A 23,719-nucleotide genomic window follows, 5' to 3' on the forward strand; every position below is an offset into this window, starting at 1 on the left:
GGTGATACCTCGTCGGTGAACCCGTTTACTACGGATTGACCCCACCGGAATATCGCCCTAGCATTCGACTTCTCCCACCGTTGCGAAACCCACAGGACAACCCAGTTTTGAACTCAACATTGTTCAAAAAGCGAAGCTTTGCCCTGACTGCCGCACCCCTTGGTGCACAAGGCGGTTGGTGCGCATTGCGCTTGGCCCTGGGCTGGGTGCTGCTGGGCTTGCTCATTGCCAAACCTGGTTACGCGGCACCGCCACGGGACGAGCTGAGCTTGAACAGCAACAACGACGGTCAACTGTTTGGTTTGGTGTCTCCCAATTTGAGCAGCGTCAATGCCATGCCCAGTATTCAGTTGAAGCTGGTTCCCCCGCCTGTCCCGGTGACGGTGGACTTGAGTGTTCCGGCCGATGATGTGTGGACTGAATTGAAGCGGGGTTTCACCATCCCGGACATCGACAATGCGGAGGTTCGGGACCGGGAAGCGGTGTTGTTGAGAAGTACCCGCATGGTCAATGGCATGTTGGTTCGATCCAAACCGTACTTGTATTTCATCGCGCGAGAATGCGAAAAACGGGGTTTGCCCACCGAGTTGGCCCTGATCCCTTTCATCGAGAGCCAGTTCAACCCGAATGCGCGATCACCCTCGGCTGCGGAGGGTTTGTGGCAGTTCATCCCCAGCACGGGTCGGCAGTTCGACCTGAAACAAAACCGCTATGTGGATGAACGACGCGACCTGATCGCCTCAACCCGTGCAGCTCTGGATTACCTCACCTACCTGTATGACATGCATGGTGATTGGCATTTGGCACTGATGTCGTACAACTGGGGAGAAGGCGCTGTTCTCAGAGCTGTCAAACGCACTCGAGAGATGGGGCAGGAACCCATCTGGAGCAATCTGGATGTACCCGCTGAAACGCGACAGTACTTGCCCAAACTGCAAGCGCTCAAGAATTTGATTCTGAATCCGGAACGCTTCAACGTGGTCTTGCCGGAGGTACCGAACACGCCTTACTTCACAGAAATCAAAAAGCCTGGAAATCTAGATTTGCGGGAAATCGCCCGGCTGGCACAAATCGATCTGGAGTCGATCCAGAAACTAAACACCGCGCTGAACCAGCCTGTGCTCTATGCAGCGCAAACCGACACCTTGCTCGTGCCCATCTACCATGAAGACAAGGTGAAAGAGACTTTGGTGAATTACCAGTCACCGCGCCATTTTTCAAGCCCGACTGACCGACCGGGCAGGACCGCAACAAAAACGGAATACAAACCCAGCAGCCCGAAGAGCTATCAAATTCGCCGGGGTGACACCCTGGCTGAACTGGCCACGCAATTCCGGGTATCGGTGGATGATCTTCTGAAGGCCAACAAGCTCTCCAAGCGCAGCGTGCTTCGGCCGGGCACCTCCATCCGCATACCGGCTGGCGAAGCACCCAGCGGGAAACGTCGCCACCATTGATGAACCCTCCCGGCTGTTAAAACACGGGGGACGCCGCAATCAATTCACGGGTATACGGGTGCTTCGGATGCTCAAACAGCGCCTCAGCCCCGCCCCGCTCCACCACCGCACCAGCTTTCAACACCACCACCTCATCGGCAAAATATTGCACCACACCCAGGTTGTGGGTGATGAACAAAATCGCCACACCGGTGCGGGCCTGCAACTGCTTGAGCAAGTTCAGGATTTGAGCCTGAACGGACACATCCAGTGCAGAGGTTGGTTCATCACAGACCAATACTTGCGGTTCGCACACCAAGGCCCTGGCAATCGCAATCCGTTGCCGCTGCCCACCCGAAAACTCATGCGGGAACCTTTTCAGGGCCTCTTCCGGTAAACCGACCTGAACAATGGCCTGACGAACACGGGCCTCACGCACTTGTGGCGTCAAATCGGGCCGGAGGTTCACCAGTGGTTCTTCCAGGATTTCAAGCACCCGGTGCCGTGGATTCAAGGACGCAAAAGGATCCTGAAACACAAACTGCACCCGCGCGCGCCAACCTTGCGGCCCCGACTTCGGCCAATGGCGCAGGGGCTTGCCATCCAGCAGCACGTCCCCATCGACTCGGGTACCGTCTGCCAGTAGCCCCAGCACAGCCCGCGCAGCAGTGGTTTTTCCAGACCCGGACTCGCCCACCAGCGCGACGGTGCGGCCTGCATGCAGGGCAATGTCCAGGTGGCTCAGCACTGACTTGTAGCGTTTTCGCAGCAGGCCGGCCCGTTCGGGGTAGGCCACGCCCAGAGAGACTGTCTGCAGAACAGGTGACGGATTGTTCACCGTGGCCGAGGACGTTGTGGTGGAGAGTGGCGGCGCGACCACGGCGGTGAGCTGTCCAATGCGGCTGCAACGCACACGGTGGCCAGCGCTCACTGCATGCCAGTTCGGGGGTTCCTCCCGGCATTGGTCCGCCGCATGGGCACAGCGCTCGGCGAACCGGCATGCCTTGGGCGGATGAACCAGGCTGGGCACTCGGCCGTCCAGCGCATACAGCGCTTTGCCCCGCTGGGCCTGGCTCGGCAGCGACTGAATGAGCGCGTGTGCATAGGGATGCTGAGGCTTGGCAAAGAACTCGGCAGCGGGCGCCACTTCGATCAATTGACCGGCATACATCAAGCCCACGGTGTCAGCCATGTGTTTGACAATGCCCAGGTCATGGGTAATTAACAGCATGGCCATGCCCTGCTCTGCCTGAAGCTGTTTGAGCAGGCTCAACACTTGAGCCTGAATGGCCACATCCAGCGCCGTGGTGGGCTCATCCGCAATCAAAACATCCGGCTTCACACTCAAGGCCATGGCAATCATGACCCGCTGCTTTTGTCCGCCGGACAATTCAAACGGATACTGTGACAAACGGGCTTTGGGTTCTGGAATACCCACACGGGTCAGCCATTGCTCAGCCAAATCCAGGGCCTCAGGACCACCCACACCTGTGTGCAGCTCGATGGCCTCGGTCATTTGCTGACCAATCGTCATCACCGGGTTCAGGCTGGTGCCGGGCTCCTGAAAAATCATGGCAATGCGCTTGCCGCGCACCCGCCGCATGGCAGACTCGGGCAACTGCAACAGGTCATCGGTTGTGCTGGGGCCAGTCAAGTTGATGCGGCCCGCCACCACAGCACCTGCGTCGGGCAGCAGGCGCGCAATGCTCAGTGCCGTCATGGATTTGCCGCAACCCGACTCGCCCACCAGCGCAAAGGTTTGGCCTGCTTCAATGCTCAGGCTTAATGCGTCAATCGCATGCACCCAACCACCCTCGCTGGCCAAACAGGTACTGATTCCGTCGACATTCAACAAAGGCATGTTCACACCCGAATCAAGGATTGTTTAAGCTGGCGTGCCCGGGGGTCAAATGCATCCCGCACCGCATCTGCAAACAGATTGGCCGACAACACCAACAACAACATGAAGACAAAGGCCGCTGCCAGCGCCCACCACACCATGGGCTCACGGCTGAGCTCCAGACGGGCCGCATTGATCATCGTGCCGTACGAATACATGCTGGGGTCCACACCAACCCCCACATACGACAACACAGCTTCAGCCAGCACCAGGCCAGAAAAATCCATGACCATGGTGATGAGAATCAGGTGCATGAGGTTGGGCAACAAATGGCGAAACAGCACACCCACATGCGAGACGCCACTGGCCCTTGCAGCCAGCACATAATCTTGGTCGCGCATTTTCAGAACCTCACCACGCAGAAGCCGTGCAAGTCCAGTCCAACTGGTCAGGCCCAAAATGGCACACAGGAAAAACAGCCGCAAATCTGCTTTTTCGATGGACGATGCAAATGCATCGGGATTGGCGTCCAGCGCCACTTGCAGCATGAGCACGGTGGCAGCAATCAGCAAGACCGATGGAATGGAGTTCAAGGTGGTGTACACATACTGAATGATGTCATCCACCCAACCACCAAAGTAACCAGCTGCCAAGCCCAGGGCCACGCCCACCGGCAAGGTCAGCAAGGTGGTCAGCAGGCCAATGAGCATGGCTGTGCGCAAGCTTTTGAGCGCGCTGTACAGTACGTCCACCCCCACTTTGTCGGTGCCCAGCACATGGTAAACCGGTGCCCATTGCGCAATCACGCCACCAGCCACGCACACCAGGAGCAATGTCCACACCAGGGTTTTGTAGGCAGGGCTGCCCGTAAACACCATCACGGATGATTCACCCATGGCAGCAGCCCGCCGAATGGTCCACAAGGCAATGAGCAACACCAGCCAACACACACCCCCTTTGAGCACGCCCGCATACGCACGCTGGGCCAGGTCATCAGGCTGATCCGCGACACGCTTGAGATGCGCACCACCGTATTTCAATCGGGGGTAGTCGCGCACCGGCTTGCCATCCACTTGCAGGGTTTCCTTCGACAGTGCGTGGATGGCCAACGGAGCGGAGTAGGATTTCTCGCGCTGATAGGCCAGGGGCCCAACGGCCAGGTCAAGCGCTGACACAATCGGCACGCCATAGCGGGTTTGCTGATCGGATGTGACACGAACATGCACGCTATCCAGCAAGGCAATGCCCACGGCCACCAACAAAACCACTGCACTGGCGGTCGCAATGCTGGATTCAAACACCAAAGCCCACGATGCACGGGACAAGGGGTTGCGCCACACGGAACGGGCATAGGCCAGCACCAGCAACACCAGCAGCCAGATTAACGCATCGGTCAACAACAAAATCGGCGTCATGCTGGGCAACCTCAGGACAGGCGGACCCGAGGGTCGGCAATGGTGTAGGCAATGTCGGTCAATATGAGCCCCACGAGATACAAGGCTGAACCAATAAAGACCATGGCCCGAACAACGCCAAAGTCTTGTGACTGAATGGCTTCGATGGTGTAACTGCCAAGACCAGGAATGCCAAAGAAGGATTCAGAAATCAGTGAACCCATGAACAGCAATGGGATGACCGACACGGAACCGGTGAGGATGGGAATCAGTCCGTTGCGCAGCACGTGGCGGCTCAGAACTTGAGCCTCCGACAATCCTTTGGAGCGCGCGGTGCGCACATAATCTTTGTTGATTTCTTCCAGGAAAATGGTGCGGTACCAACGGGTGCCCGCGCCCACACCACCTAGCACACCGATGAAGACGGGCAGTATCAGAAAACGCCACGCCTGGCCACCGGGCGCATAGCCCGAAATGGGCACCAGCGCCAAGGTTTTGGAAAACAGAAACTGCCCACCAATGATGTAAAACAGCCCGGAAATGGACATGGCCAGCACACACAGCACCACGCCGCTTAAGTCCAGGTAGGTACCCCGGAAAAAGGTCAGCAACAATGCGAATGCGATGTTGACCAACAAACCCAACACAAACACTGGCACGGCCAGGGCCAGGCTGGGCCCTGCCCTGCGGAGGATTTCGTCAGCAATGTTGCGGCCATCGTCTGCACTGCCAAATTCGCCCACAAACATGGGCATGGACTTTTGAAAGAAAATGGTTTGAGTGAATTGATCAGTGCCCTGAACAGCAGTGTTGAACAACAGGGGCAAGTCATACCCTTTCTCGCGCTTCCATTGTTCAATCGCCTGCTCGGTCACACGCTTGCCACCCAAGGCCATGCGGGCCATGTCGTCGGGGGAGTTCACTTTAAAAAACAGCACAAAAGTGATGAGGTTGACACCCAACAACACCAGCAACCCATATAACACACGTCGAACCAGGTAGTTGCTCATTGCACACCCTCCGCATTGGAGGCCAGGTGGGCCAAATCACGCCGCACACCCATCTGTCGCTCACGCCGTTTCCAGGCAGCCCAGGCGGGCCATGCAAAAACCAAGGCGGCGAGTAACAGCAGGGGAATGGGCCACCACTGGGGCCTGTTCCAGGCTTTGCGTGCAACGGCACGGGCGGCCACATCAATGGTTTTGTACTTCAGATCATTTCGCGCCATGTCGTTGGGCTTGACGTTGCCCATCCAGTGGTGGATCAATCCAAATTGTTTGGGCACAAATGCAAACAACCAAGGGACATCGTGTTGCACCAGTTGGGTCATCTCGGCAATCAAACGCGCCCGCTCGTCTGAATTGGGCATGGTCTTCATGCGTTCAAACAGCGCATCATATTGACCATTCGAATAGTTCGATGCGTTCTCACCCGCTGTTTTGGCGCGGCTGTTGGGGCCATACAGCAGGAACATGAAGTTTTCCGGGTCCGGATAATCGGCATTCCAGCCCAGAAAAAACAATTGCGCATTGCCCTTTCGGATTTTTTCCTGGAAGCGGTTCCAGTCGGTGGCACGAATTTCAAGCTCGATGTTGAGCTTGGCAAATTGCTTGCGATACCAGTCAAAACGGGCTTTGTCGCCTGGACCTCCCCCAGTGGTATCCAAGGCCAGCGTGAGCGGTTTGCCGGTGCGGGGGTCGGTGCCGTTTTTATAGCCCGCTTTCTCCAACAAGGCCATGGCCTGCTCAATCGGCTTGCGCACCGGTTTTCCCTCAACCACGTCGTAGACCTGCGTATTTAACCCGTCTGGACCCGGTTGATAACCAAAAATACCCGGCGGTAGGGGGCCATGCGCGGGTATGGCACGGCCGTTGGTGAAAATTTGCGAAAACTCTTCCCAATCCACTGCAATGGCAATCGCCTGGCGCAGCAAACGGGCCCGTTCAGCCTCAGAAGGCGACTTGCCAGGCCCCACCACCGGGTCTAGCCAGTTAAAGCCCAGGTAGTAAATGCTGGTGGCCACCGAGCTTTCCAAACGAATCTGCTTGTCCAGCATCTCGGGCGTCAGTTGGGATGCTCCGTCCGCACTGGCGCGGATCACCTGATCGAAGGTGTCGGCACTGATGCCCGAGGAATCGTAATACCCCTGCAAAAATTTATTCCAGTACGGAATGCCCTCTTTTTCCCGCGTAAACACCACACGGTCAATGAACGGCATGGTCTTTCCAGCATCTTTGAGCAACCCGGCTTGCGCATCACCCGGCTCACCTTCCGACGGATAGGGTTCGCCCCGGAAATTCGGGTTGCGGGTAAGCACCATGCGGGCGTTGGGGTCGTTCTCGGTCAACATGTAAGGGCCTGTGCCCACGGGCCACCAGTCCAGCGTCAGGTTGTTTTTTACCAAGCCTGGTTGGCTATAAAACGCATCCGCTTCCCACGGTATGGGTGCAAAAAACGGCATGGCCAGCCAATACAAAAACTGGGGGTATTTCCCCTTCACCCGCAATTGCAGGGTGTGGTCATCCAGCGCTTTGGCACCCGGCAAATCAAATGGCCGCAAATCGAGCCATGGCAGCTGGTCGGTCGATGGCGCAAAGGCACCGCCGGTTTTTTTCTGGATATCCGCTTTCAGGGCCTCATCCTGTTGTTTCAAGCTGGCGGCCAATTCACCCAACCCTTCGATGTACTCACCCATGTGCCCCAGGATGGGCGAGACAATCCGCGGACTGGCCAAACGCTTGATTTCGTAAACATAGTCGTTGGCTGTGAGCTCACGCGTACCCTGTTGCTCAAATTGGCTGGGTGAGCGATAGCGGGCTGCCGTGTCGCCAAGATTCAAATACAGCGGCTGTCCGTCGCTGCTCCGAGCAAAAGCGGGGTGGGGTTGAAAGCGTATTCCCGGCCTGATCGCAATGGTGTACACGCTGGTGGCCACCCGCTCGGCGGGCGCGTCCTGCGGCAAGGTGTGGCCTTGCGCATCCAGATACACGGGCTGCGGCATGTCCACAGCCGTCAGCGGTTGCAAGGTGTATGGGCGTTTCAGGTAATGATACTGAAACAACGGCTCATAGGTTTGATAGGTGAACTCTGCTTCATCGGAGGTGTAGGACTGTGCAGGGTCCAAGTGTTTGGGCCGGGCAGTGAAGGCCGTGTACAGGGTCGGCGTGGCCTGGTCAGCCTTGCTTTCGACATAGGGGTTGTTGGGGGCGGGCCCGCATGCCGCCAACAGCCATGAGCACAATGCAACAGCGGCACCCATGCGGGTACCCTGCCAGCGCACGAACATCAAACCGCGTGACACCGCCAAACAACCACCCTTTGCTGTGAATTTTTATCGTGGCTTTATTTAACCACGCCATTCACGCTCTGGACCAGTGTCGGCATGAATCCAGCCGCCTTTTGAACCCACCCGGAAGTAAAAACCAACGCCACCGGCTTTGAAGCCCTGAACCAGTTCACCCACCACACTGGGGTGCAAACCCGGCATGCGAAAATCCGCCGCCTGGCCACGCATGTGCAAGGAATTGCGCGCAGCTGGCAAACCAGCTTCGATCAAGCGGCGATTGGTTTTGGCGCTGCGATAACCCGAGGTAATTTCCACGGGCGCAGAGAAGCCATATCGGCGAACAAACGCCTGCGCTGCCCACAAGGTGTCAATCAACCGGGTATCCATGCGATAGATCTGGTTGCCTTGCACGTCACGCAGCAGGAAGCAGAGTTCTTCGTAGGCGTTTGAGTTAATATGTCCGTCTTTCCAGTAAGTAAGTTTCACGCGGTCGCCAGACTGCGGTCGGATCATGTCGACACTTCGGGGTTGAACCCAAAAGTCCAGGTCAACCAGCGAGGGATCGAACAAATCCGGTGGGGGTGCCAACTCTTTGGAGGCTGCCAACACATCGGTGTTGATCAAGGTTTCGGCAACACCGACCATGGCCAATGTGCTCACGGATTTGATGAATGAACGTCTGTCCAGGGTTTTCATTGCAAAACTTGAGAAATTACTTGAACTGATGATAAAAGCTCTTTGATAAAAAGTCACGATTCGAATGTCCAACAACAGCCAAATCCGAACAGTGCGTACCCGTTTCGCACCCAGTCCCACCGGTTACCTGCACCTGGGTGGTGCGCGAACGGCCTTGTACAGCTGGGCATTTGCCCGTCACCACCAAGGCCAGTTCATTCTTCGCATTGAAGACACCGATGTGGAACGCTCCACCCCGGAAGCGGTGCAAGCCATCATGGATGGCATGCACTGGCTGAACCTCGATTACGACGAAGGCCCCTTCTTCCAGATGCAACGCATGGACCGTTACAAGTCCATGATTTCAAAGCTATTGGAACAGGGTGATGCCTACCTTTGCTACTGTAGCACCGAGGAATTGAACCAAATGCGCGAACAGCAGCGTGAAAAAGGGCTGCGCATTCGTTATGACGGCACTTGGCGGCCTGAGCCTGGCAAAACCTTGCCAGCGGTGCCTGCCGGCGTAAACCCCGTGGTGCGGTTCAAAAACCCGCAAACCGGTGCGGTGCAATGGGATGACTTGGTCAAAGGCCCCATTTCCATCAACAATGAAGAACTGGATGACCTCATTATTGCCCGGGCTGATGGCACACCCACATACAATTTTTGCGTGGTGGTGGACGACTGGGAAATGGAGATCACCCACGTGATTCGCGGGGATGACCACATCAACAACACCCCCAGACAAATCAATATTTTGCGGGCGCTGGGCGGCGCACAACCGGTGTATGGCCACATTCCCATGATTTTGGGCCCCGATGGTGAAAAGCTCTCCAAACGACATGGTGCGGTCAGCGTGATCCAGTATCACGAGATGGGCTTTTTGCCAGAAGCCATGATCAATTACCTGGCACGCTTGGGTTGGAGCCATGGCGATGATGAGATTTTCAGCCGTGCTCAACTGGTCGAGTGGTTCGACTCCACCAGCCTGTCGAAGTCGGCCGCCCAGTTTGACCCTGAAAAACTGGCCTGGGTGAACGCCCATTATATGAAACAGGCCCCCCGTGTTTTGCTGGCTTCGGAAACCCAACAGCGCTTGGCCGCGATTGGTCTGGATACCGAACAAGGCCCCGATTTGAATGCGGTCCTGGATGTGGTTGTTGAGCGGGCCTCGACGCTGGTTCAACTGCGCGATGAAGCTGCCCTGTTCTACAAAGAGCCCGCATTGAATGTGGATGAATTGAAGACCATGGCCGATGACGCCGTGTTGGCAGGCTTGACCGATTTTCTGGCCGGACTGGACAGTGTGGAGTGGACCGTGGAAGGCCTGAGTGGTTTGGTGAAAAGCACCATCAAAACCCATAACCTGAAAATGCCCAAGTTGGCCATGCCCCTGCGCCTCATGCTAACCGGCATTACGCAGACCCCCTCTATTGACAAGGTGATGGTGTTGATGGGTCAATCGACCGTGAAAGCACGCATCGCCAACGGTTTGAGAGAATTGCAGTCATGAGCGACAAAGACCACCCGGACTGGGCCACCGCCACACAGGCCATTCGAGCTGGCAGCCAGCGCACCCCATTTGGCGAACACTCCGAGGCGATGTTCCTCACCTCCAGCTTTGTGTTCGACTCGGCCGCGCAGGCGGCCGCACGCTTTGCAGGCACTGAAGAAGGCAATGTGTACGCCCGCTTCACCAACCCCAGTGTGCAAATGTTTGAACAGCGCCTGGCCGTGCTGGAGAACACCGAGTATTGCCTGGCCACCGCCAGCGGCATGGCCGCCATCACCACGGCGTGCATGGGCCTTTTGAACGCGGGTGACCACATCATCGCTTCCAAAGCCTTGTTTGGCGCCACCGTTCAGTTGTTCGTGAATATTTTGTCCCGCTTTGGCATTGAAACCACCTTCGTGGATGGCGTCAGCCTGGACGCCTGGGAAAAAGCCATACGGCCCAACACCAAACTCTTCTATGTTGAAACACCGTCAAACCCATTGACCGAGGTGATCGACATTCAGGCCTTAAGCGACCTGGCACACAAGCATGGCATTTTGAACATGGTGGACAACTGCTTCTGTTCCCCTGCCCTGCAAAAGCCCATGGACTTTGGTGCAGACCTGATCATTCATTCAGCCACCAAATACCTGGACGGCCAAGGGCGTGTGCTGGGTGGTGCCATTTGCGGCCCCAAGCAATTGTTGAAAGACAAAATTCTGCCGGTGCTGCGCACAGCCGGCCCCACCTTGTCAGCATTCAATGCCTGGGTGCTGCTCAAAGGGCTTGAAACCCTGAACATTCGAATGAAGGCACAATCCGACAGCGCGCTGGAGATTGCACGCTGGCTGGAGGCTCATCCCGCTGTTGACCGGGTGTATTACCCCGGGTTGGCCAGCCACCCACAACACACCCTGGCCATGAAACAGCAAAAAAGTGGTGGTGCCATTGTGAGCTTCGAGGTGAAAGGCCATGGCGAAGAAGATTGCCGCGCCAAGGCCTGGAACGTGATTGACCACAGCAAAACCATGTCGATCACCGCCAACCTCGGTGACACCCGCACCACCATCACACACCCGGCAACAACCACCCATGGCCGTTTGAGCCCCGAAGCCCGAGAGGCAGCGGGTATCAAGCAAGGCTTGGTTCGCTTGGCGATTGGCTTGGAAGACACGGGCGATTTGATTGCGGATTTGAAGAAAGGATTGGGCTGACTTTTGGGTAGTCTGTGCCGGTTTATTCCCCCCTCGCAAGACCGGCATTGCTGGGGCCTCGGTGCAGGCGGCCTGCACGGTTCACCTCCCCTGCAGCGACACCTTGAGCCCACATTGCCTCGTTTACCCAGACACCAGAATAAAAAACGCCGCCCACACCAACCGTGTGAAACGGCGTTTATGCTGCCAACAAACGCTGGCTTACACTTTCATCGATGCTTCCGACACACCAGCAGCCAATGCATCACGCATCCAGGTGGGGCGCTTGCCACGGCCTGACCAGGTCAAACTGGGGTTCTGGGGGTGACGGAAGCGAATGGGCGCAGGCCCGAGCTCCCGCTTGCCTTTCACAGCCACTTTGCCCATGCCCAGTTCGGCCAGTAATTCCTCCAGTTTTAAACCTTTGGACGCTGCGATTTGCTTTACTTCCTCAATCGCTTGCAGTTTGGCGCTGCGATTATTCAGCTCTTGATCAATATCTGCTTTTAATTGCTGAAGGTCGGCTGCACTCATGGCCGATAAATTGATTTTTTTCATGGCATTGGCTTCCATATTATTAAATGTAAACTTGCGGCTCAATAATACATCAATATGGAGCACCAACCACTATTTAATTAAATCCAGCGCATATTTAAAGTGCTCATTATCTGCAGATTCAAGCCATTCAAATACAACCATTTCAGTGGTTACCAATTCAGCACCATTTCCGGCCAGCCGATCAAATGCCGCATCACGGTTTTTCTCGTGGCGAGAGCCGCAGGCATCGGTAACCACCCATACCTCTAATTCATGATCCAGCAGGTCCAGCGCCGTTTGCAGCAAACAAACATGGGCTTCCACACCGGCAATGACAATACTGGTTCGCGGCTCTGGTTGATTATTTTTTTGAAGGTGTTTGGGTAAACTTCGTGCATTGCCTGCGGTATTTGCCTTGGGGGTCAACAGATCAATCAACCCCTCCGGGCACGCACTAAAATGGCTTTTACGCAATGTTCCTTTACAAAATAAGGCCAACTCTGGAGAAAATGCACCGATTTTCTCGGGAACATGCTCAGTTGCAAAAACAGGCACATGCATTTTTTTGGCCATGGATGCCAGGATGCGTGCATTTTTTAAAACCTGTTCATGATCAGCAATGGCTGGCATCAATTTGGTTTGATAATCAACCAATACCAGTTGGCTGTTGTCGTGATTGAGTAGCATGGTGTCTTGGACAGTTGAACATGTGCCAAGCATACCGTCTCTGCTGCTTGCCCCGCTGCTGTTGTCGCCATTCGCGTGAATTGAAGAAGGTTGGAATTCATGATCCCACAAATATGATTGACTAACGTTATATATTTTTATATATTGTTCGAACATCATTCTTTGAGACATGTCATGTTGACGGTTGTTGCGGCCTTGGGCCTGATTGTTGGCGTCATTCTGGCGCTCACCGGTGCTGGCGGCGGCGTGCTGGCAGTGCCACTGCTGGTGTTTGGACTGCATCAGACCGTGCAGCAAGCTGCACCCATTGCCCTGCTGGCGGTGGGCATGGCGGCAACGCTGGGCGCAGCACTGGCCCATCGTCAGGGCGATTTGCGCTACAAGGCCGCCGCGCTGATGGGCGGTATCGGCCTGATCTTCTCACCCGTGGGATTGTGGCTCGCCCACCGTCTGGATCCCCAGTGGCTCAATGGGCTGTTTGCAGTGGTGCTGTTGTGGATTGCCAGGCAGTCATTCCGCAGCCAACTGAACCCCGGGCTTCCCGCTGAAGCCAACGAGACCGACCTGGCCCTGCTGCCGTGCATGCGCGACGATCAATCCGGCAAGTTCATCTGGACCCTGCCTTGCGCGCGGGCACTGGCATTTGCCGGGGCATTGACAGGTTTACTGTCTGGGCTGCTGGGCGTGGGCGGGGGTTTTGTTCTGGTACCCGCACTGCAGCGTTTCACCAACCTGTCGATGCAATCCATCACGGCCACAGCACTGGGTGTGATCGCGGTGGTGTCCTGGTTCGGTGCGTTCCATGGTTTGAAAACCGCCGGCATGGACTGGCAACTGGCCGCCACATTTTCTGCCGCCGCCTTGGCGGGCATGGTCGGGGGTCGAGGATTGTCAAAGCGCATGCCGGCGCTGTTGATACGCCGACTGTTCGGCGTGCTGTCGGTGCTGGTGGCGTTGCTGATGCTGAAGTCGGTTTTCGCCCAATAAAAAAACCCGCTCGAAAGCGGGTTTTGCAGTGCAAATCATCAGGCCGTGATCAAACCGGCAATACGCTGGTGACCGGGTCCAACACCGTGGTTAGACCGGCGTCGGTGGAAATCGGCAAACCCGATGTGGGCAAGGCCTCCAGGCCTGGTAGCGCGGCGCCACCGCCGCTCGAGGTGCCCGCGGTATCGCCCCCCAACACGGCGCCGACCAGGCCGATGGTGCCCGTGGGGTCCTGTGCAGAGGCATCGGTGACCGCATTGCCCAAGGTTTCCACACCGCCGGCCAAAGTGTCCACTGCGCCACCGACACCACTGGTGGCAGGGTCCAGCGGCGCCAAAGCCGAATCGGTCGCGGTCAGGTCAGTCAAGCCTTCACTGACTTCATTCAAGGTACCTGGCAACCCGTTGGCTGTGCCCGAATCTGGATTGATGCCCACAATCGGGGCCAACAGGTCGGCTGTCACTGGCGCCAGCGGACTGGCGTCGCTGGCCAACACATTGCCCACATCCGACAGGCCCTGTGCCACGCCATCGACAGCACCCGCATTGCTGCCCAAAGTCTCGGTCAAGGGATCCACCACCGGTGCCAGTGGGGTGTCTGCCGCACCGGAATCCAAACCGGTTGACACCGCGTTGACTGCACCCACCAATCCGGTGGCTGAAGACCCATCGCCACTGCTGGGATCACCCACCACGCCTGCCAACACATCGGTCAAACCCGTGGGGTCTGCACCAGAAGCACCACCCAAAGCACCACCCACCATGCCCAAACCGCCCGACACTGCATCAGTCACCTGGGACACCGGGGCCAGTGGAGTCTGGTCCAAACCACCACCCACACTGTCCAGCGCGCCGGCTACACCACCGGCACCACTGCCCGATGTGGAGGAACCTCCACCGTCGCTGTTGTTATCGGACAGTAGAAAAACACCGGCTGCACCAGCACCCAGGGCAGCCAGTGCACCACCGCCCAAACCACCAGCCAACAGACCTGCACCCACCAGTCCGGCCATGCCCTCGCCATCGCCCTGCTCCAACACGGCAGAGGCGATGTCATCGTCAATGTCGTAAAGCTCCACACCTTCGGACAATGCAACCACTTTGGTTCGGGATGCGCCATCGGCCAAGTCACTGCTCAGCTGTTCCAGACGGGCGGCGGCGCCGGGCTGCAACACCAGCAGGGTTGCCCCCTGGCCAGGTGCACGGGCGGGAATCTTGATTTCCATCGGCGATGCCGAGGTGTTGCTGATTTGGTCGCCCCACTGGAGTTCAGTGGCATCGGTGAGCAAGGTCCCTGCCCGGTTGACGGTGGGCAAGGCATTGGGCGTTTGTATCTGCGCGATTGGGGAATTGGAATTCATCAAATTACTCGGCGTAAAGTTACCAATGCTGTTCATACATTGGTAAACCCCAATTCGGTTTCAAACCATCACAGTGAACGGGCAATGATCTCCTTCATGATTTCACTGGTACCACCGTAAATGCGCTGAACACGGGCGTCTGCGTACATTTGGGCAATTGGATATTCCAGCATGTAACCGTAACCGCCGAAGAACTGCAGACATTCGTCGATGGTCTTGCACTCCAGTTCGCTGAGGTGCAATTTGGCAATCGATGCCGTGGTAGTGTCCAGTTTGCCGGCAATCAGTTTGTGAACACAGTCATCAATGAAGGCACGGGCCACCGTGGCCTGGGCTTTCAATTCCGCAAGCTTGAACCGGGTGTTCTGGAAATCAAACACTGTTTTGCCAAACGCTTTGCGTTCTTTGGTGTATTCAATGGTCATGTCCAGTGCTTTTTCCACAATGGCCAAGGCACCCACGCCGAGCATCAAGCGTTCGTAGGGCAATTCGGTCATCAACTGCATGAACCCAAGGCCTTCGGCGCCCAGCACCTGGCTTTGCGGAATGCGCACGTTGTCAAAGAACAGTTCGCAAGTGTCTTGGCCTTTTTGACCCAACTTTTCCAGAATGCGGCCCACTTTGAAGCCTGGTGCATTGCGGGTTTCCAGAATGAGCAACGTCACGCCCTTGGCCCCCGCATTGGGGTCCGTCTTGGTCACCAGAATAATCAGGTCGGCCATGTAACCGTTGGAAATGAAGATCTTTGAGCCATTGACCAGGTAGTCGCTGCCATCTTTCACCGCGGTGGTCCGGATGCCCTGCAAGTCCGACCCTGCGCCGGGTTCCGACATGGCAATCGCACCAATCATTTCACCAGTCGCCATCTTGGGCAGGTACTTTTGCTTCTGCGCCTCGGTGCCGTGGTTCAGGATGTAGTGCGCAGCAATGGCATGCACATGGACACCAAAAGCCCGGTCGCCACCATAGGCCAATTCTTCAAACAACACCGCCATGTGAGAAAAGTCGCCACCACTGCCGCCGTACTCATCCGGGATATCCGCCAGCAGCAAGCCCAGTTCACCAGCTTTCAACCAGGTGTTGCGGTCCACATGCTGTTGCTCTGCCCAACGTTTTTGATGGGGAACAATTTCAGATTCCACAAAGCGGCGCACATTGGCGCGGTACAGGTCAAGGTCGGAATTCATCCAGCTGGGCGTGGGGTATTTCATGGTGCATCATGTCCGGGGAAATTGAAATAAATCAAACGATTGTTTGAATGCTGCAAGAATTATAGGTCGATCGACCTATTTGTCAATCGATTCGCACAACCGAGCCGGACCCAAAGCCCGCCCGCGAGGGTCTTGCACCGGATATCCGCTGTGAGACAATTCAGGACCATTCTGTTCAGACCACACAGCAACAGCGCCGCGTTCCATGACGAACTCACCCTCAACCGCTTTGAGCGACCTGGCTGGCAAAAAAACCAGTGGCACCACCGACAAAGGCTTGCTGCGTGTACAGGCCATTTTGGACGCTGCTCGGCAATTGCTGGCCACCGAGGGTTATGCGGGCTTGACCATGCGTGCAGTGGCCAGCGAAGTCGGTGTGTCCCTCAGTACGGTGCAGCACTATTTCAACAACAAGGAAGTCCTGATTCAGGCCGTGCTGACCTATGTGATGGACAGTTATCAGGCTGTGGTGGCGGACCTCATGAACTCGCTGAGCCAACAAAGCCAATTCGAACGGTTCATGGTCATCATGGACATGGTGCTGGTAGAGACCCGACGGCCAGAGACCTATGGCATCCTCACCGAAATTTGTGCACTGGCCAACCGCTTGCCATTTGCAGGGCGACTGATGGAGACGGTGTTTGCGCGGGAACAGAAAGAAATTTTCAGGCTGATTTACGGCATTGAACCTACCCTGACCGCGCAGGAATGCAAGCAGCGGGCAGCGGTCATGGTAGCGCTGATACATGGGCTGGCCACCCAAATGGTGGGCAAACACGGATCAGCGCTGTCACGCCAGCAACTGGAAGACGCCGCGCGCCAGTCGTTTATCCGTTTGGCCACCCAGCCTTAACCAATGCGCCGCGTTCGCTCAACGGCCCCGCTTGGCCCGTTCTAATATTTGAGCCACCAACTCGCCGCGCACCTGCGCACCCCGCTCCAGGTTTTGCGCCTGCAAGAGCACATTTTCCTCAATCAGTTTGGCCATGGCGCTGAGCAACACATAAATCAGGTCTTCCGCATTGAAGCTGGCTGCGTGTTCCAGGATATTCAAAGCCCCTTGGCAACAGGCTTGCCTCAGCAGGGCTTCATCGACTGGCAAATCGGCATAATCCAGTGGATCTTCCGCTGCCACCTCGCTGACCAACCGCATCAGTACATTGAGGTCGATCTCAACACGGTGGGTGTCGGCCATGCACACTCCTTCGAATGGATGTTCAGTCCTTATACCTCAAGCCAGTTGGTTTCGTCATCTGCCCAATTTTAAATTACATTTAATTGCTTGATTTGTTATTTAATGTAATTAATAATACATCCACCCCATCGAACTCGATCTTTTTCAAGCCAAGGTCCTCGCCATGAAAACCGCCAAAGAACTGCTGAACACACCTGCTCTTGGTGAAACCCACCAAGTCACCAACGTGGCCAGTGAACTGCACAGCTATAACCTGTTCACCACCGATGCGGCCCTGGTGGAGGGTATACAGCGTGAGGGCGGTGCATGGGGTATTGCCGAGGTTCGCGAGTTTGGTGCCCTGTGCGGACAACCCGAATACCTGGAGCTTGGGCACCTGGCCAACAAGTACACCCCGGAACTGGACACCCATGACCGGTTTGGCAACCGGGTGGACCTGGTGCGTTACCATGCGGCCTACCACACCCTGATGCGCACAGCCCTGGAGAACGGCTTACACAGCCAGCCCTGGACCGACCCCAAGCCCGGTGCCCATGTGGTGCGCGGTGCCAAGGCTTTTCTGCAAAGCCAGGTGGAAGCCGGTCACGGATGCCCGGTGACGATGACCTTTGCCTCCATCCCCAGCATCCGCACGCAGCCTGAAGTGGCCGCATTGTTTGAACAGAAAATCCTGGCCCGAGGCTACGACCCACGCAACCTGCCTGTAGACCACAAAACAGCCATCACCGTGGGCATGGGCATGACCGAAAAACAGGGTGGATCGGATGTCCGTGCCAATTCAACCCAAGCCACCCCGGTTGCTGAAGCGGGGCCGGGCAAACTCTACAGCTTGGTGGGGCACAAATGGTTTTTGTCGGCGCCCATGTGCGATGTGTTTCTGATATTGGCGCAGACCGCGGCTGGCGTATCGTGCTTTGCAGTGCCTCGCTGGCTGCCAGACGGGAGCAAAAATGCGCTGAACGTGATCCGCCTCAAAGACAAAATGGGCAACAAGTCCAACGCATCCAGCGAGGTGGAGTTTCGCGGTGCGCAGGGCTGGTTGGTCGGCGAAGAAGGTCGAGGCGTGCCCACCATCATTGAAATGGTCAGCCTGACCCGGTTTGACTGCATGGGCGCGTCGGCTGGTTTGATGCGGGCTGGCCTGGCCAATGCCATTCACCACACCCGGCACCGGGCTGCCTTTGGCGCCAAGTTGCTGGATCAACCCCTGATGCAAAACGTGCTGGCCGACCTGGCACTGGAATATGAAGGCGCCATGGCATTTTCCATGCGCATGGCCCGGGCACTGGACCACAAGGACAGCCATGAACATGAGGCCAAGCTGGCCCGACTGGCCACTGCTGTGGGCAAATACTGGATTTGCAAGCGGGCACCCCAACACGCCTATGAAATCATGGAGTGCATTGGCGGCAGTGGCGTGATGGAAAATGCCATTTACCCGCGCTTGTTCAGGGAATCGGTGATCAACCCGATTTGGGAAGGCAGTGGCAATGTGCAGTGTCTGGACGTGCTGCGTGCTGTGGGCAAAGACCCCGCCGTACTCATGGCATTTGTAGAGGAATTGAACCTGGCTCGGGGTGGTAACAGCATTCTGGACGGTGCTTTGAATGGCCTGCAGGCTCAACTCATGAGCCTGACCAAAGCAACCCCCCACGACCTGCAATTCATGGCTCGGCACCTGGTCGACCAAATGGCGGTGGCCTTTGAAGCCTCGTTGCTGGTTCGACATGCACCCGCCGCGGTCAGCGAGGCTTTTTGCAGCAGCCGGCTGGCCAGTGTGGGCCACCACAATTACGGCACGTTGCCCAAAGGCTCTGCCGTCCAGCACATCATTGAGCGTGCAGACCCAGCGCTGGACAAGGTTTAACCCCACATCCAGATGTCGACCATGGCGGTATCAAAGGTGACCCACCTTACTGTTGGTAACGCCATGCAACGCCCCACCCGCCCTCTCACCGCCACCTTTCTCGCTGCCAGCATGCTTGCCTTACTGGCCTTGCAAGGCTGCAATTCAGACACCACCACAGCACTGACCACCGCTGCACGCATTGGGTTTGCCGCCAGCGAGTTCCCCAGCGTAGCCCCAGTGAAGCAGTGCGCCCCAGGAAGTCAGCCGGAAACCGATGTTCAAGGCCGAGTGCCCATCACTGACCGGAACAGCGGGCGGAGCCAGTCCGGCTATTGGTGCAACCTCAGCCGAATCGGTCAGTTTCAGGGTGAAGGCAGCACTTGGGTCAACCCGTCGACCAGCCACTGTGCCTACATGGCCACCACCTTTTCCGGATTGCTGACCAAACAGCTGCCAGGGGTGCAGGTCATCGATGTGCGCAACCCGACCACCCCCCAGTACGTGAAAAGCCTGGACAGCATCGCCTTTGTTCAAAGCACCTGGGAAAGCCTGAAGGTGAACGAAAAGCGGGGCTTGTTGGGTGGCGTAGCGGCTGGCCCCATCGAAGATGTGGGTTTCTTTGATCTTTATGACATTTCCGGCGACTGTTCCCAACCCAAACTGCTCAATGGCTTGACCGGCAAAATCACGCTGCCTGCCAACCTGCTGGGCCATGAGGGTGAATTTAGCCCCGATGGCAACACCTACTGGGCCACCAGCTCAGCGGGGGGCAGTATCACGGCCATCGACATTCGAAACCCGGCGCAACCCAGGCCTGTCTTCATCGGCAATAGCCTGCTGCCCAATCATGGGTTTTCATTCAGCGCTGATGGCCGCCGCATGTACCTCACCAGTGCAAACCCAGCCGGCGTGATGATTCTGGATGTGAGCGATGTGCAAGACCGCAAGCCCATCCCGCTTGTGAAACCTGTGGGCAGCCTCTTTTGGCAAGACGGCAATATTTCCCAGCACACCATCCCGGTGAGCGTACGCGGGGTGCCCCACTTAATCGTGGTGGATGAATTTGGCACAGGGGCCGCCCGAATTCTCAACATCGCCGATGAAACAAAACCCTTCATTGTGAGCAAAATGCGGCTGGCCATCCAGCAGCCTGAAAACGCGGACAAACGGCGAGCCGACCTGGGCAACAATGGTCTGTTTGGATATGAAGCCCATTACTGCACTGTGGACCGAACCACTGATCCGCAAGCCATGGCTTGCGGATATTTTCAGTCTGGTGTTCGTGTGTTTGATATCCGGAACCTTACGCAACCCCGCGAAATCGCCTATTACAACCCACCTGCACAGGCTCGCAATGCAGCCATTCTGAAGGGGTCGGAACATGCAGGTAGCCTGGCAGGTAAAGGCCCATCGCTTAGCGACGTGCAAAACCTCGGAATTGGAATTCCCACGCAACTGAGTTTTCAAAGTGACATGAGCACCGACTGGTGCAGCTCACCACCGCGTTTTGTCAACGACCAACTGTGGGTGACCTGTCAGGACAATGGCTTCATGGTGTTGCAATTTGCCCCGGGCGTGTATCCTTTTGCGGAGTAATCACTTTCGCGGTTCTCCATGCACGCCCGTTTCAAACCTTGGTTGTTGGCGCTTGGCCTGTCCTGCGTGTCAATTCCTGTGTCCGTCCAGTTTTGGCAGGCTCACAAAACGAGCCTGCAGGAACAAGCCCTCCAACGCACCGACATTCCATTCCTTCAGCACATGACCATCCACCATGACCAGGCCATCACCATGGCTCAAATCATGGCGGGCAAGTCCACTGGCATGGTCAACAGCTTGGCCCGGCAGATTGAACACACACAGCGCAGCGAAACCGGCATGTTCAAGGCTTGGTTGATGTTGTGGAATGCAGAGCCCCTGCCGCGGCACATTAACATGGACTGGATGAGCCACAACGCCACGGCAGATGAAACGTTGTACATCACCCGCTGCAAGGCCACCGACGGTGGCATGGAGGGCTTGGCGACGGTGGCTCAACTCAATGAACTGGCCACAGCCCAGCCAGGTGATGCCCAACGGCTGTTTGTCAGTCTCATGATTGCGCACCATGAAAGCGCCCTGCCCATGCTGGCTTATGCAGCCCGTGAGGCCCACACGCCTGCTGTTCGGCAAACAGCACAAGCCATGTGGGCCGAGCAGCGCAAGGAACTGCTCACCCTTCAGGCACTGCGCAATGCACACAGCGCCGCACAATAAACACCCAACGGTGTTTTACTTCCAGGCGTCGTTGGTCACTTTCACCACATAGAACCCCTGGTAACCGTCGCTATACCAAATTTCCTTGCGCTCAGGCACAAACGAGGGGCTGGACATGGCCCAGTTACTGGCAGGTGCCGGCTGGGTCAATGCGCGCGGTTTGACCGGCGCGTTGAAGTATGCCACTTCCACTGGGTTGGCTGGGTCTGTGATGTCAAACACCCGCAAGCCAGACAGAATCATGCTGCAGGCCACAATGGTCGGATTTACACGGGTCGGCACATTGCAATAGTGACCTGCATAACCACCAGTGGGGTTTTGAGCGCCGGGGTCGGCGGCGATGGCATCGCGGTTGGCCTTGTTGTGCACGGCCAGGCGCAAGTTGGACACCACCTTCGGACGGGCTTCATTTGAAATGTCGATCATGCGCCCTGCACCCACCAAGGGGCCATTGGCCGACACAATCAAACCACCACCGCCAGTGGCGTATTCATCAATTTCCACGAGATAGGGCTTGCCCTGAATGGTGACGGGAATCGCGTTTTGCGGAATGCTGGCTGTATCCCAAGTCAGCGCGGAAATCTGGCGAACCTGCGGATTGGGTTTGCGGGCCTGAATTTCAGAAACATCCAACACCACCAGTCCGGGAGGGTCACTGATGCTGGCCACATAAGCCCGATTGCCATCGGGACTCAATGACAGACCATGGCTGGGGTATCGCCCGTACCACAGGGGCTTGGGTACACTGGGGTTGGAAATGTCCAGCGCAACAATGGTGGAGGTGGATGGCGAGGCCGAGTAAAACGTTTTGCCATCGGGCGACAAACCGCTTTCATGACCAAACACACCCAAGGGTGTGGACGACTTCAACACCGGGTTGCGGCAATCCTGGGAAATGTCATACACATCCACAACGCCTGGGCCAAACGCTGGGTTGCCCAATACCGCGGCCAACACGCCGCCCTGCGAACTCAGAACCAGTGATTCATGGGGCGACAACATGGCTGGCGTCACCAAACGCGCGGTTCGCACTGGTTTTGCCGGATTGCTCATGTCCATCACGTTCACGCCAATTTCGCGGTCTGCCAAATTGGTTGGAAACAGCAGGGTACTGTCATAGTAGGCGCAATCATGGCCCGCTTTGTCGGTGTAGCGCTCAACCTTGAAGCCGCCCACCGTTCCAATGACCATGTCGGGCGCAAATTGCCCAACCAGCTCCGTGTTGCAGGTAAAGCCCGCTGCTGCCCGACCGGCGTCATGGTCTGCTTGAGATACCCGGCCCTGCATGCCCATCTCCGGACGCGAACCGGGCCCACACACCCCTTGCTGCGTGGCGGCAATGTTCACACCATCATTGGATTGCTGAAATTGGTTGGGTGAAACGGACGCTGCGCCAGCACCACTGCCGGAAGAACCCGAGGAACTGCCCAGGCAACCACCCAGGAGTTGAGAAATCAGCAAGGCTGAAACAGCCCATGTAAATTGCCTGTTGATCATGATGCGCTCTCGAGTCTCCGTTGTTTTAAGGTTTAGTCATGGCTTGCAACTGCCGTTGCATCCAGTCAATTTCAGTCAACTGGTCACGGGCCACGGTCTTGGCAAACCCTTTGATCAAATCGGTGCTGGCGTATCGCCACGCGAAATTGGCCATGCTGACTGCCGATCGGTGATGGGCAATCATCAGTGTCAAAAACAGTTTTTCCTGCACGGTGCCTGTTGAGGACCTCAGCTGTTGCAAGTCCTCCGGTGAGGCCAGGCCAGGCATGTTGCCACCCTGTGAACGGCACAAGGTGGCAAACAGTTCATCGTCCACGGTCTTGAAAGTTTTGACCGTGTCCACCCAAGCCATGGCGGGCCCCATGGGCACGGGCGCTGCACCCCAGGCACTCAGCCACCCCTCCATCAAGCCGATCTCACGCATTTGGGCCAACAGAATGGACCGAGCCAAGCCGCGAACCGCCGGGTTGGGGTTGTCTTGCACGGCCATGGCCATGGTAATGGCTTGGCTGTGATGCTGAATCATGCTTTGCGCGAAACCCGTGTCCACCACCGAGGGTACGGCGGCGGATTGGTGGGTGGTTGGGGCCAGCCCAAGCAACCGGTATCCCGCAAAGCCTGCCGACAACAAAACCAACATCAACAACGCGGCCAGCCCGCCGGGCAGGCGGCCCCGTGTTGGGCGTGTATCGATCGGCAACGGTGAACCCATGGAATTTGACATCATTGAGGTGTTACCAAGTCTCAGCGGTAACGGATTCAACCGGGGGTAATCCTGAGTCCGGTTCCCGACAAATTGCCGAGAAATACGGATGGAATGTTGT

General features: G+C 56.8%; 20 protein-coding genes. 8 read left to right on the plus strand and 12 right to left on the minus strand.

All coding sequences use genetic code 11. The annotated features are described in order from the left end of the window. Window positions 1–107: 107 nt before the first annotated feature. Window positions 108–1,457, plus strand: a complete 1,350-nt coding sequence (locus NQT62_RS07565; RefSeq protein ID WP_256764064.1) for a transglycosylase SLT domain-containing protein — start codon at window positions 108–110, stop codon at window positions 1,455–1,457. A gap of 16 nt (window positions 1,458–1,473) precedes the next feature. Here NQT62_RS07565 and NQT62_RS07570 read toward each other — a convergent pair whose 3' ends face one another. The 5 genes from NQT62_RS07570 to NQT62_RS07590 are packed head-to-tail and all read right to left on the minus strand — an operon-like array spanning window position 1,474 to window position 8,652. Beyond that, a complete protein-coding gene (locus NQT62_RS07570) occupies window positions 1,474–3,297 on the minus strand; it encodes an ABC transporter ATP-binding protein (protein WP_256764065.1) in 1,824 nt (607 codons plus the stop codon). Between the two features lie 2 nt (window positions 3,298–3,299). Continuing rightward, window positions 3,300–4,691, minus strand: a complete 1,392-nt coding sequence (locus NQT62_RS07575) for an ABC transporter permease (protein WP_256764066.1) — start codon at window positions 4,689–4,691, stop codon at window positions 3,300–3,302. A gap of 11 nt (window positions 4,692–4,702) precedes the next feature. Further along, complete coding sequence (locus NQT62_RS07580; protein ID WP_256764067.1) at window positions 4,703–5,680, minus strand: ABC transporter permease; 978 nt, start codon at window positions 5,678–5,680, stop codon at window positions 4,703–4,705. After that, entirely contained in the window at window positions 5,677–7,956 is a 2,280-nt protein-coding gene (locus tag NQT62_RS07585; protein WP_370569154.1) for an ABC transporter substrate-binding protein, read from the minus strand. Before NQT62_RS07585 ends, NQT62_RS07580 begins: the two co-directional genes overlap by 4 nt. 60 nt (window positions 7,957–8,016) lie before the next feature. Then, a complete protein-coding gene (locus tag NQT62_RS07590; protein WP_256764068.1) occupies window positions 8,017–8,652 on the minus strand; it encodes a YcbK family protein in 636 nt (211 codons plus the stop codon). Between the two features lie 64 nt (window positions 8,653–8,716). On the opposite strand from NQT62_RS07590, the gene gltX reads away from it, so the two are divergent. Together gltX and NQT62_RS07600 are read left to right on the plus strand one after the other, a co-directional pair. Next, on the plus strand, window positions 8,717–10,144 hold the full coding sequence (gene gltX, locus NQT62_RS07595; RefSeq protein WP_256764069.1) for a glutamate--tRNA ligase: 1,428 nt from the start codon (window positions 8,717–8,719) through the stop codon (window positions 10,142–10,144). Beyond that, on the plus strand, window positions 10,141–11,340 hold the full coding sequence (locus NQT62_RS07600; RefSeq protein ID WP_256764071.1) for an O-succinylhomoserine sulfhydrylase: 1,200 nt from the start codon (window positions 10,141–10,143) through the stop codon (window positions 11,338–11,340). The genes gltX and NQT62_RS07600 overlap by 4 nt, the downstream gene beginning before the upstream one ends. Before the next feature lie 201 nt (window positions 11,341–11,541). Here NQT62_RS07600 and NQT62_RS07605 read toward each other — a convergent pair whose 3' ends face one another. Then, window positions 11,542–11,877: an H-NS histone family protein gene (locus tag NQT62_RS07605; protein ID WP_256764072.1), complete on the minus strand. Its 336-nt coding sequence runs from the start codon at window positions 11,875–11,877 to the stop codon at window positions 11,542–11,544. A 69-nt stretch (window positions 11,878–11,946) separates the two neighbouring features. After that, window positions 11,947–12,543 carry an isochorismatase family protein gene (locus NQT62_RS07610; RefSeq protein ID WP_256764430.1) on the minus strand — a complete coding sequence of 199 codons (597 nt, stop codon included), beginning with the start codon at window positions 12,541–12,543 and terminating at the stop codon, window positions 11,947–11,949. Between the two features lie 174 nt (window positions 12,544–12,717). Between NQT62_RS07610 and NQT62_RS07615 the strand changes: the two genes are divergently transcribed. Next, entirely contained in the window at window positions 12,718–13,530 is an 813-nt protein-coding gene (locus tag NQT62_RS07615; RefSeq protein WP_256764073.1) for a sulfite exporter TauE/SafE family protein, read from the plus strand. Window positions 13,531–13,579: 49 nt separating this feature from the next. Here the strand turns inward: NQT62_RS07615 and NQT62_RS07620 are convergent, their stop codons facing one another. Beyond that, complete coding sequence (locus tag NQT62_RS07620; protein ID WP_256764447.1) at window positions 13,580–14,890, minus strand: hypothetical protein; 1,311 nt, start codon at window positions 14,888–14,890, stop codon at window positions 13,580–13,582. A gap of 68 nt (window positions 14,891–14,958) precedes the next feature. Next, window positions 14,959–16,101 (minus strand): acyl-CoA dehydrogenase family protein, encoded by a 1,143-nt coding sequence (locus tag NQT62_RS07625; RefSeq protein ID WP_256764074.1) that lies wholly within the window; start codon window positions 16,099–16,101, stop codon window positions 14,959–14,961. A gap of 205 nt (window positions 16,102–16,306) precedes the next feature. On the opposite strand from NQT62_RS07625, the gene NQT62_RS07630 reads away from it, so the two are divergent. Further along, window positions 16,307–16,954 carry a TetR/AcrR family transcriptional regulator gene (locus NQT62_RS07630; RefSeq protein WP_256764075.1) on the plus strand — a complete coding sequence of 216 codons (648 nt, stop codon included), beginning with the start codon at window positions 16,307–16,309 and terminating at the stop codon, window positions 16,952–16,954. A gap of 18 nt (window positions 16,955–16,972) precedes the next feature. Here the strand turns inward: NQT62_RS07630 and NQT62_RS07635 are convergent, their stop codons facing one another. Further along, window positions 16,973–17,296 (minus strand): hypothetical protein, encoded by a 324-nt coding sequence (locus NQT62_RS07635; protein WP_256764076.1) that lies wholly within the window; start codon window positions 17,294–17,296, stop codon window positions 16,973–16,975. A 163-nt stretch (window positions 17,297–17,459) separates the two neighbouring features. On the opposite strand from NQT62_RS07635, the gene NQT62_RS07640 reads away from it, so the two are divergent. The 3 genes from NQT62_RS07640 (at window position 17,460) to NQT62_RS07650 (ending at window position 21,398) form a co-directional block, all read left to right on the plus strand. Next, window positions 17,460–19,163, plus strand: coding sequence for an acyl-CoA dehydrogenase family protein (locus NQT62_RS07640; protein WP_256764077.1), 1,704 nt, complete (start codon window positions 17,460–17,462; stop codon window positions 19,161–19,163). A 63-nt stretch (window positions 19,164–19,226) separates the two neighbouring features. Continuing rightward, complete coding sequence (locus NQT62_RS07645) at window positions 19,227–20,741, plus strand: LVIVD repeat-containing protein (RefSeq protein WP_256764078.1); 1,515 nt, start codon at window positions 19,227–19,229, stop codon at window positions 20,739–20,741. Window positions 20,742–20,759: 18 nt separating this feature from the next. Beyond that, the gene (locus NQT62_RS07650; protein ID WP_256764079.1) at window positions 20,760–21,398 is read left to right on the plus strand and encodes a DUF305 domain-containing protein; all 639 of its coding nucleotides are present in this window, start codon (window positions 20,760–20,762) and stop codon (window positions 21,396–21,398) included. 15 nt (window positions 21,399–21,413) lie between these two features. Here the strand turns inward: NQT62_RS07650 and NQT62_RS07655 are convergent, their stop codons facing one another. Together NQT62_RS07655 and NQT62_RS07660 are read right to left on the minus strand one after the other, a co-directional pair. Beyond that, a complete protein-coding gene (locus NQT62_RS07655) occupies window positions 21,414–22,895 on the minus strand; it encodes an LVIVD repeat-containing protein (RefSeq protein WP_256764080.1) in 1,482 nt (493 codons plus the stop codon). A 25-nt stretch (window positions 22,896–22,920) separates the two neighbouring features. After that, a complete protein-coding gene (locus tag NQT62_RS07660) occupies window positions 22,921–23,622 on the minus strand; it encodes a DUF305 domain-containing protein (protein WP_256764081.1) in 702 nt (233 codons plus the stop codon). Window positions 23,623–23,719 lie beyond the last annotated feature (97 nt).

The organism is Limnobacter humi (genome assembly GCF_024518835.1).
GTDB lineage: Bacteria > Pseudomonadota > Gammaproteobacteria > Burkholderiales > Burkholderiaceae_B > Limnobacter > Limnobacter humi.

Coding starts and splice junctions, on each gene's coding strand:
- NQT62_RS07570 (WP_256764065.1), bottom strand. CDS start 3,297: ATGCCTTTGTTGAATGTCGACGGAATCAGTACCTGTTTGGCCAGCGAG.
- NQT62_RS07575 (WP_256764066.1), bottom strand. CDS start 4,691: ATGACGCCGATTTTGTTGTTGACCGATGCGTTAATCTGGCTGCTGGTG.
- NQT62_RS07580 (WP_256764067.1), bottom strand. CDS start 5,680: ATGAGCAACTACCTGGTTCGACGTGTGTTATATGGGTTGCTGGTGTTG.
- NQT62_RS07585 (WP_370569154.1), bottom strand. CDS start 7,956: ATGTTCGTGCGCTGGCAGGGTACCCGCATGGGTGCCGCTGTTGCATTG.
- NQT62_RS07590 (WP_256764068.1), bottom strand. CDS start 8,652: ATGAAAACCCTGGACAGACGTTCATTCATCAAATCCGTGAGCACATTG.
- gltX (WP_256764069.1), top strand. CDS start 8,717: ATGTCCAACAACAGCCAAATCCGAACAGTGCGTACCCGTTTCGCACCC.
- NQT62_RS07600 (WP_256764071.1), top strand. CDS start 10,141: ATGAGCGACAAAGACCACCCGGACTGGGCCACCGCCACACAGGCCATT.
- NQT62_RS07605 (WP_256764072.1), bottom strand. CDS start 11,877: ATGAAAAAAATCAATTTATCGGCCATGAGTGCAGCCGACCTTCAGCAA.
- NQT62_RS07610 (WP_256764430.1), bottom strand. CDS start 12,543: ATGCTACTCAATCACGACAACAGCCAACTGGTATTGGTTGATTATCAA.
- NQT62_RS07615 (WP_256764073.1), top strand. CDS start 12,718: ATGTTGACGGTTGTTGCGGCCTTGGGCCTGATTGTTGGCGTCATTCTG.
- NQT62_RS07620 (WP_256764447.1), bottom strand. CDS start 14,890: ATGAATTCCAATTCCCCAATCGCGCAGATACAAACGCCCAATGCCTTG.
- NQT62_RS07625 (WP_256764074.1), bottom strand. CDS start 16,101: ATGAAATACCCCACGCCCAGCTGGATGAATTCCGACCTTGACCTGTAC.
- NQT62_RS07630 (WP_256764075.1), top strand. CDS start 16,307: ATGACGAACTCACCCTCAACCGCTTTGAGCGACCTGGCTGGCAAAAAA.
- NQT62_RS07635 (WP_256764076.1), bottom strand. CDS start 17,296: ATGGCCGACACCCACCGTGTTGAGATCGACCTCAATGTACTGATGCGG.
- NQT62_RS07640 (WP_256764077.1), top strand. CDS start 17,460: ATGAAAACCGCCAAAGAACTGCTGAACACACCTGCTCTTGGTGAAACC.
- NQT62_RS07645 (WP_256764078.1), top strand. CDS start 19,227: ATGCAACGCCCCACCCGCCCTCTCACCGCCACCTTTCTCGCTGCCAGC.
- NQT62_RS07650 (WP_256764079.1), top strand. CDS start 20,760: ATGCACGCCCGTTTCAAACCTTGGTTGTTGGCGCTTGGCCTGTCCTGC.
- NQT62_RS07655 (WP_256764080.1), bottom strand. CDS start 22,895: ATGATCAACAGGCAATTTACATGGGCTGTTTCAGCCTTGCTGATTTCT.
- NQT62_RS07660 (WP_256764081.1), bottom strand. CDS start 23,622: ATGATGTCAAATTCCATGGGTTCACCGTTGCCGATCGATACACGCCCA.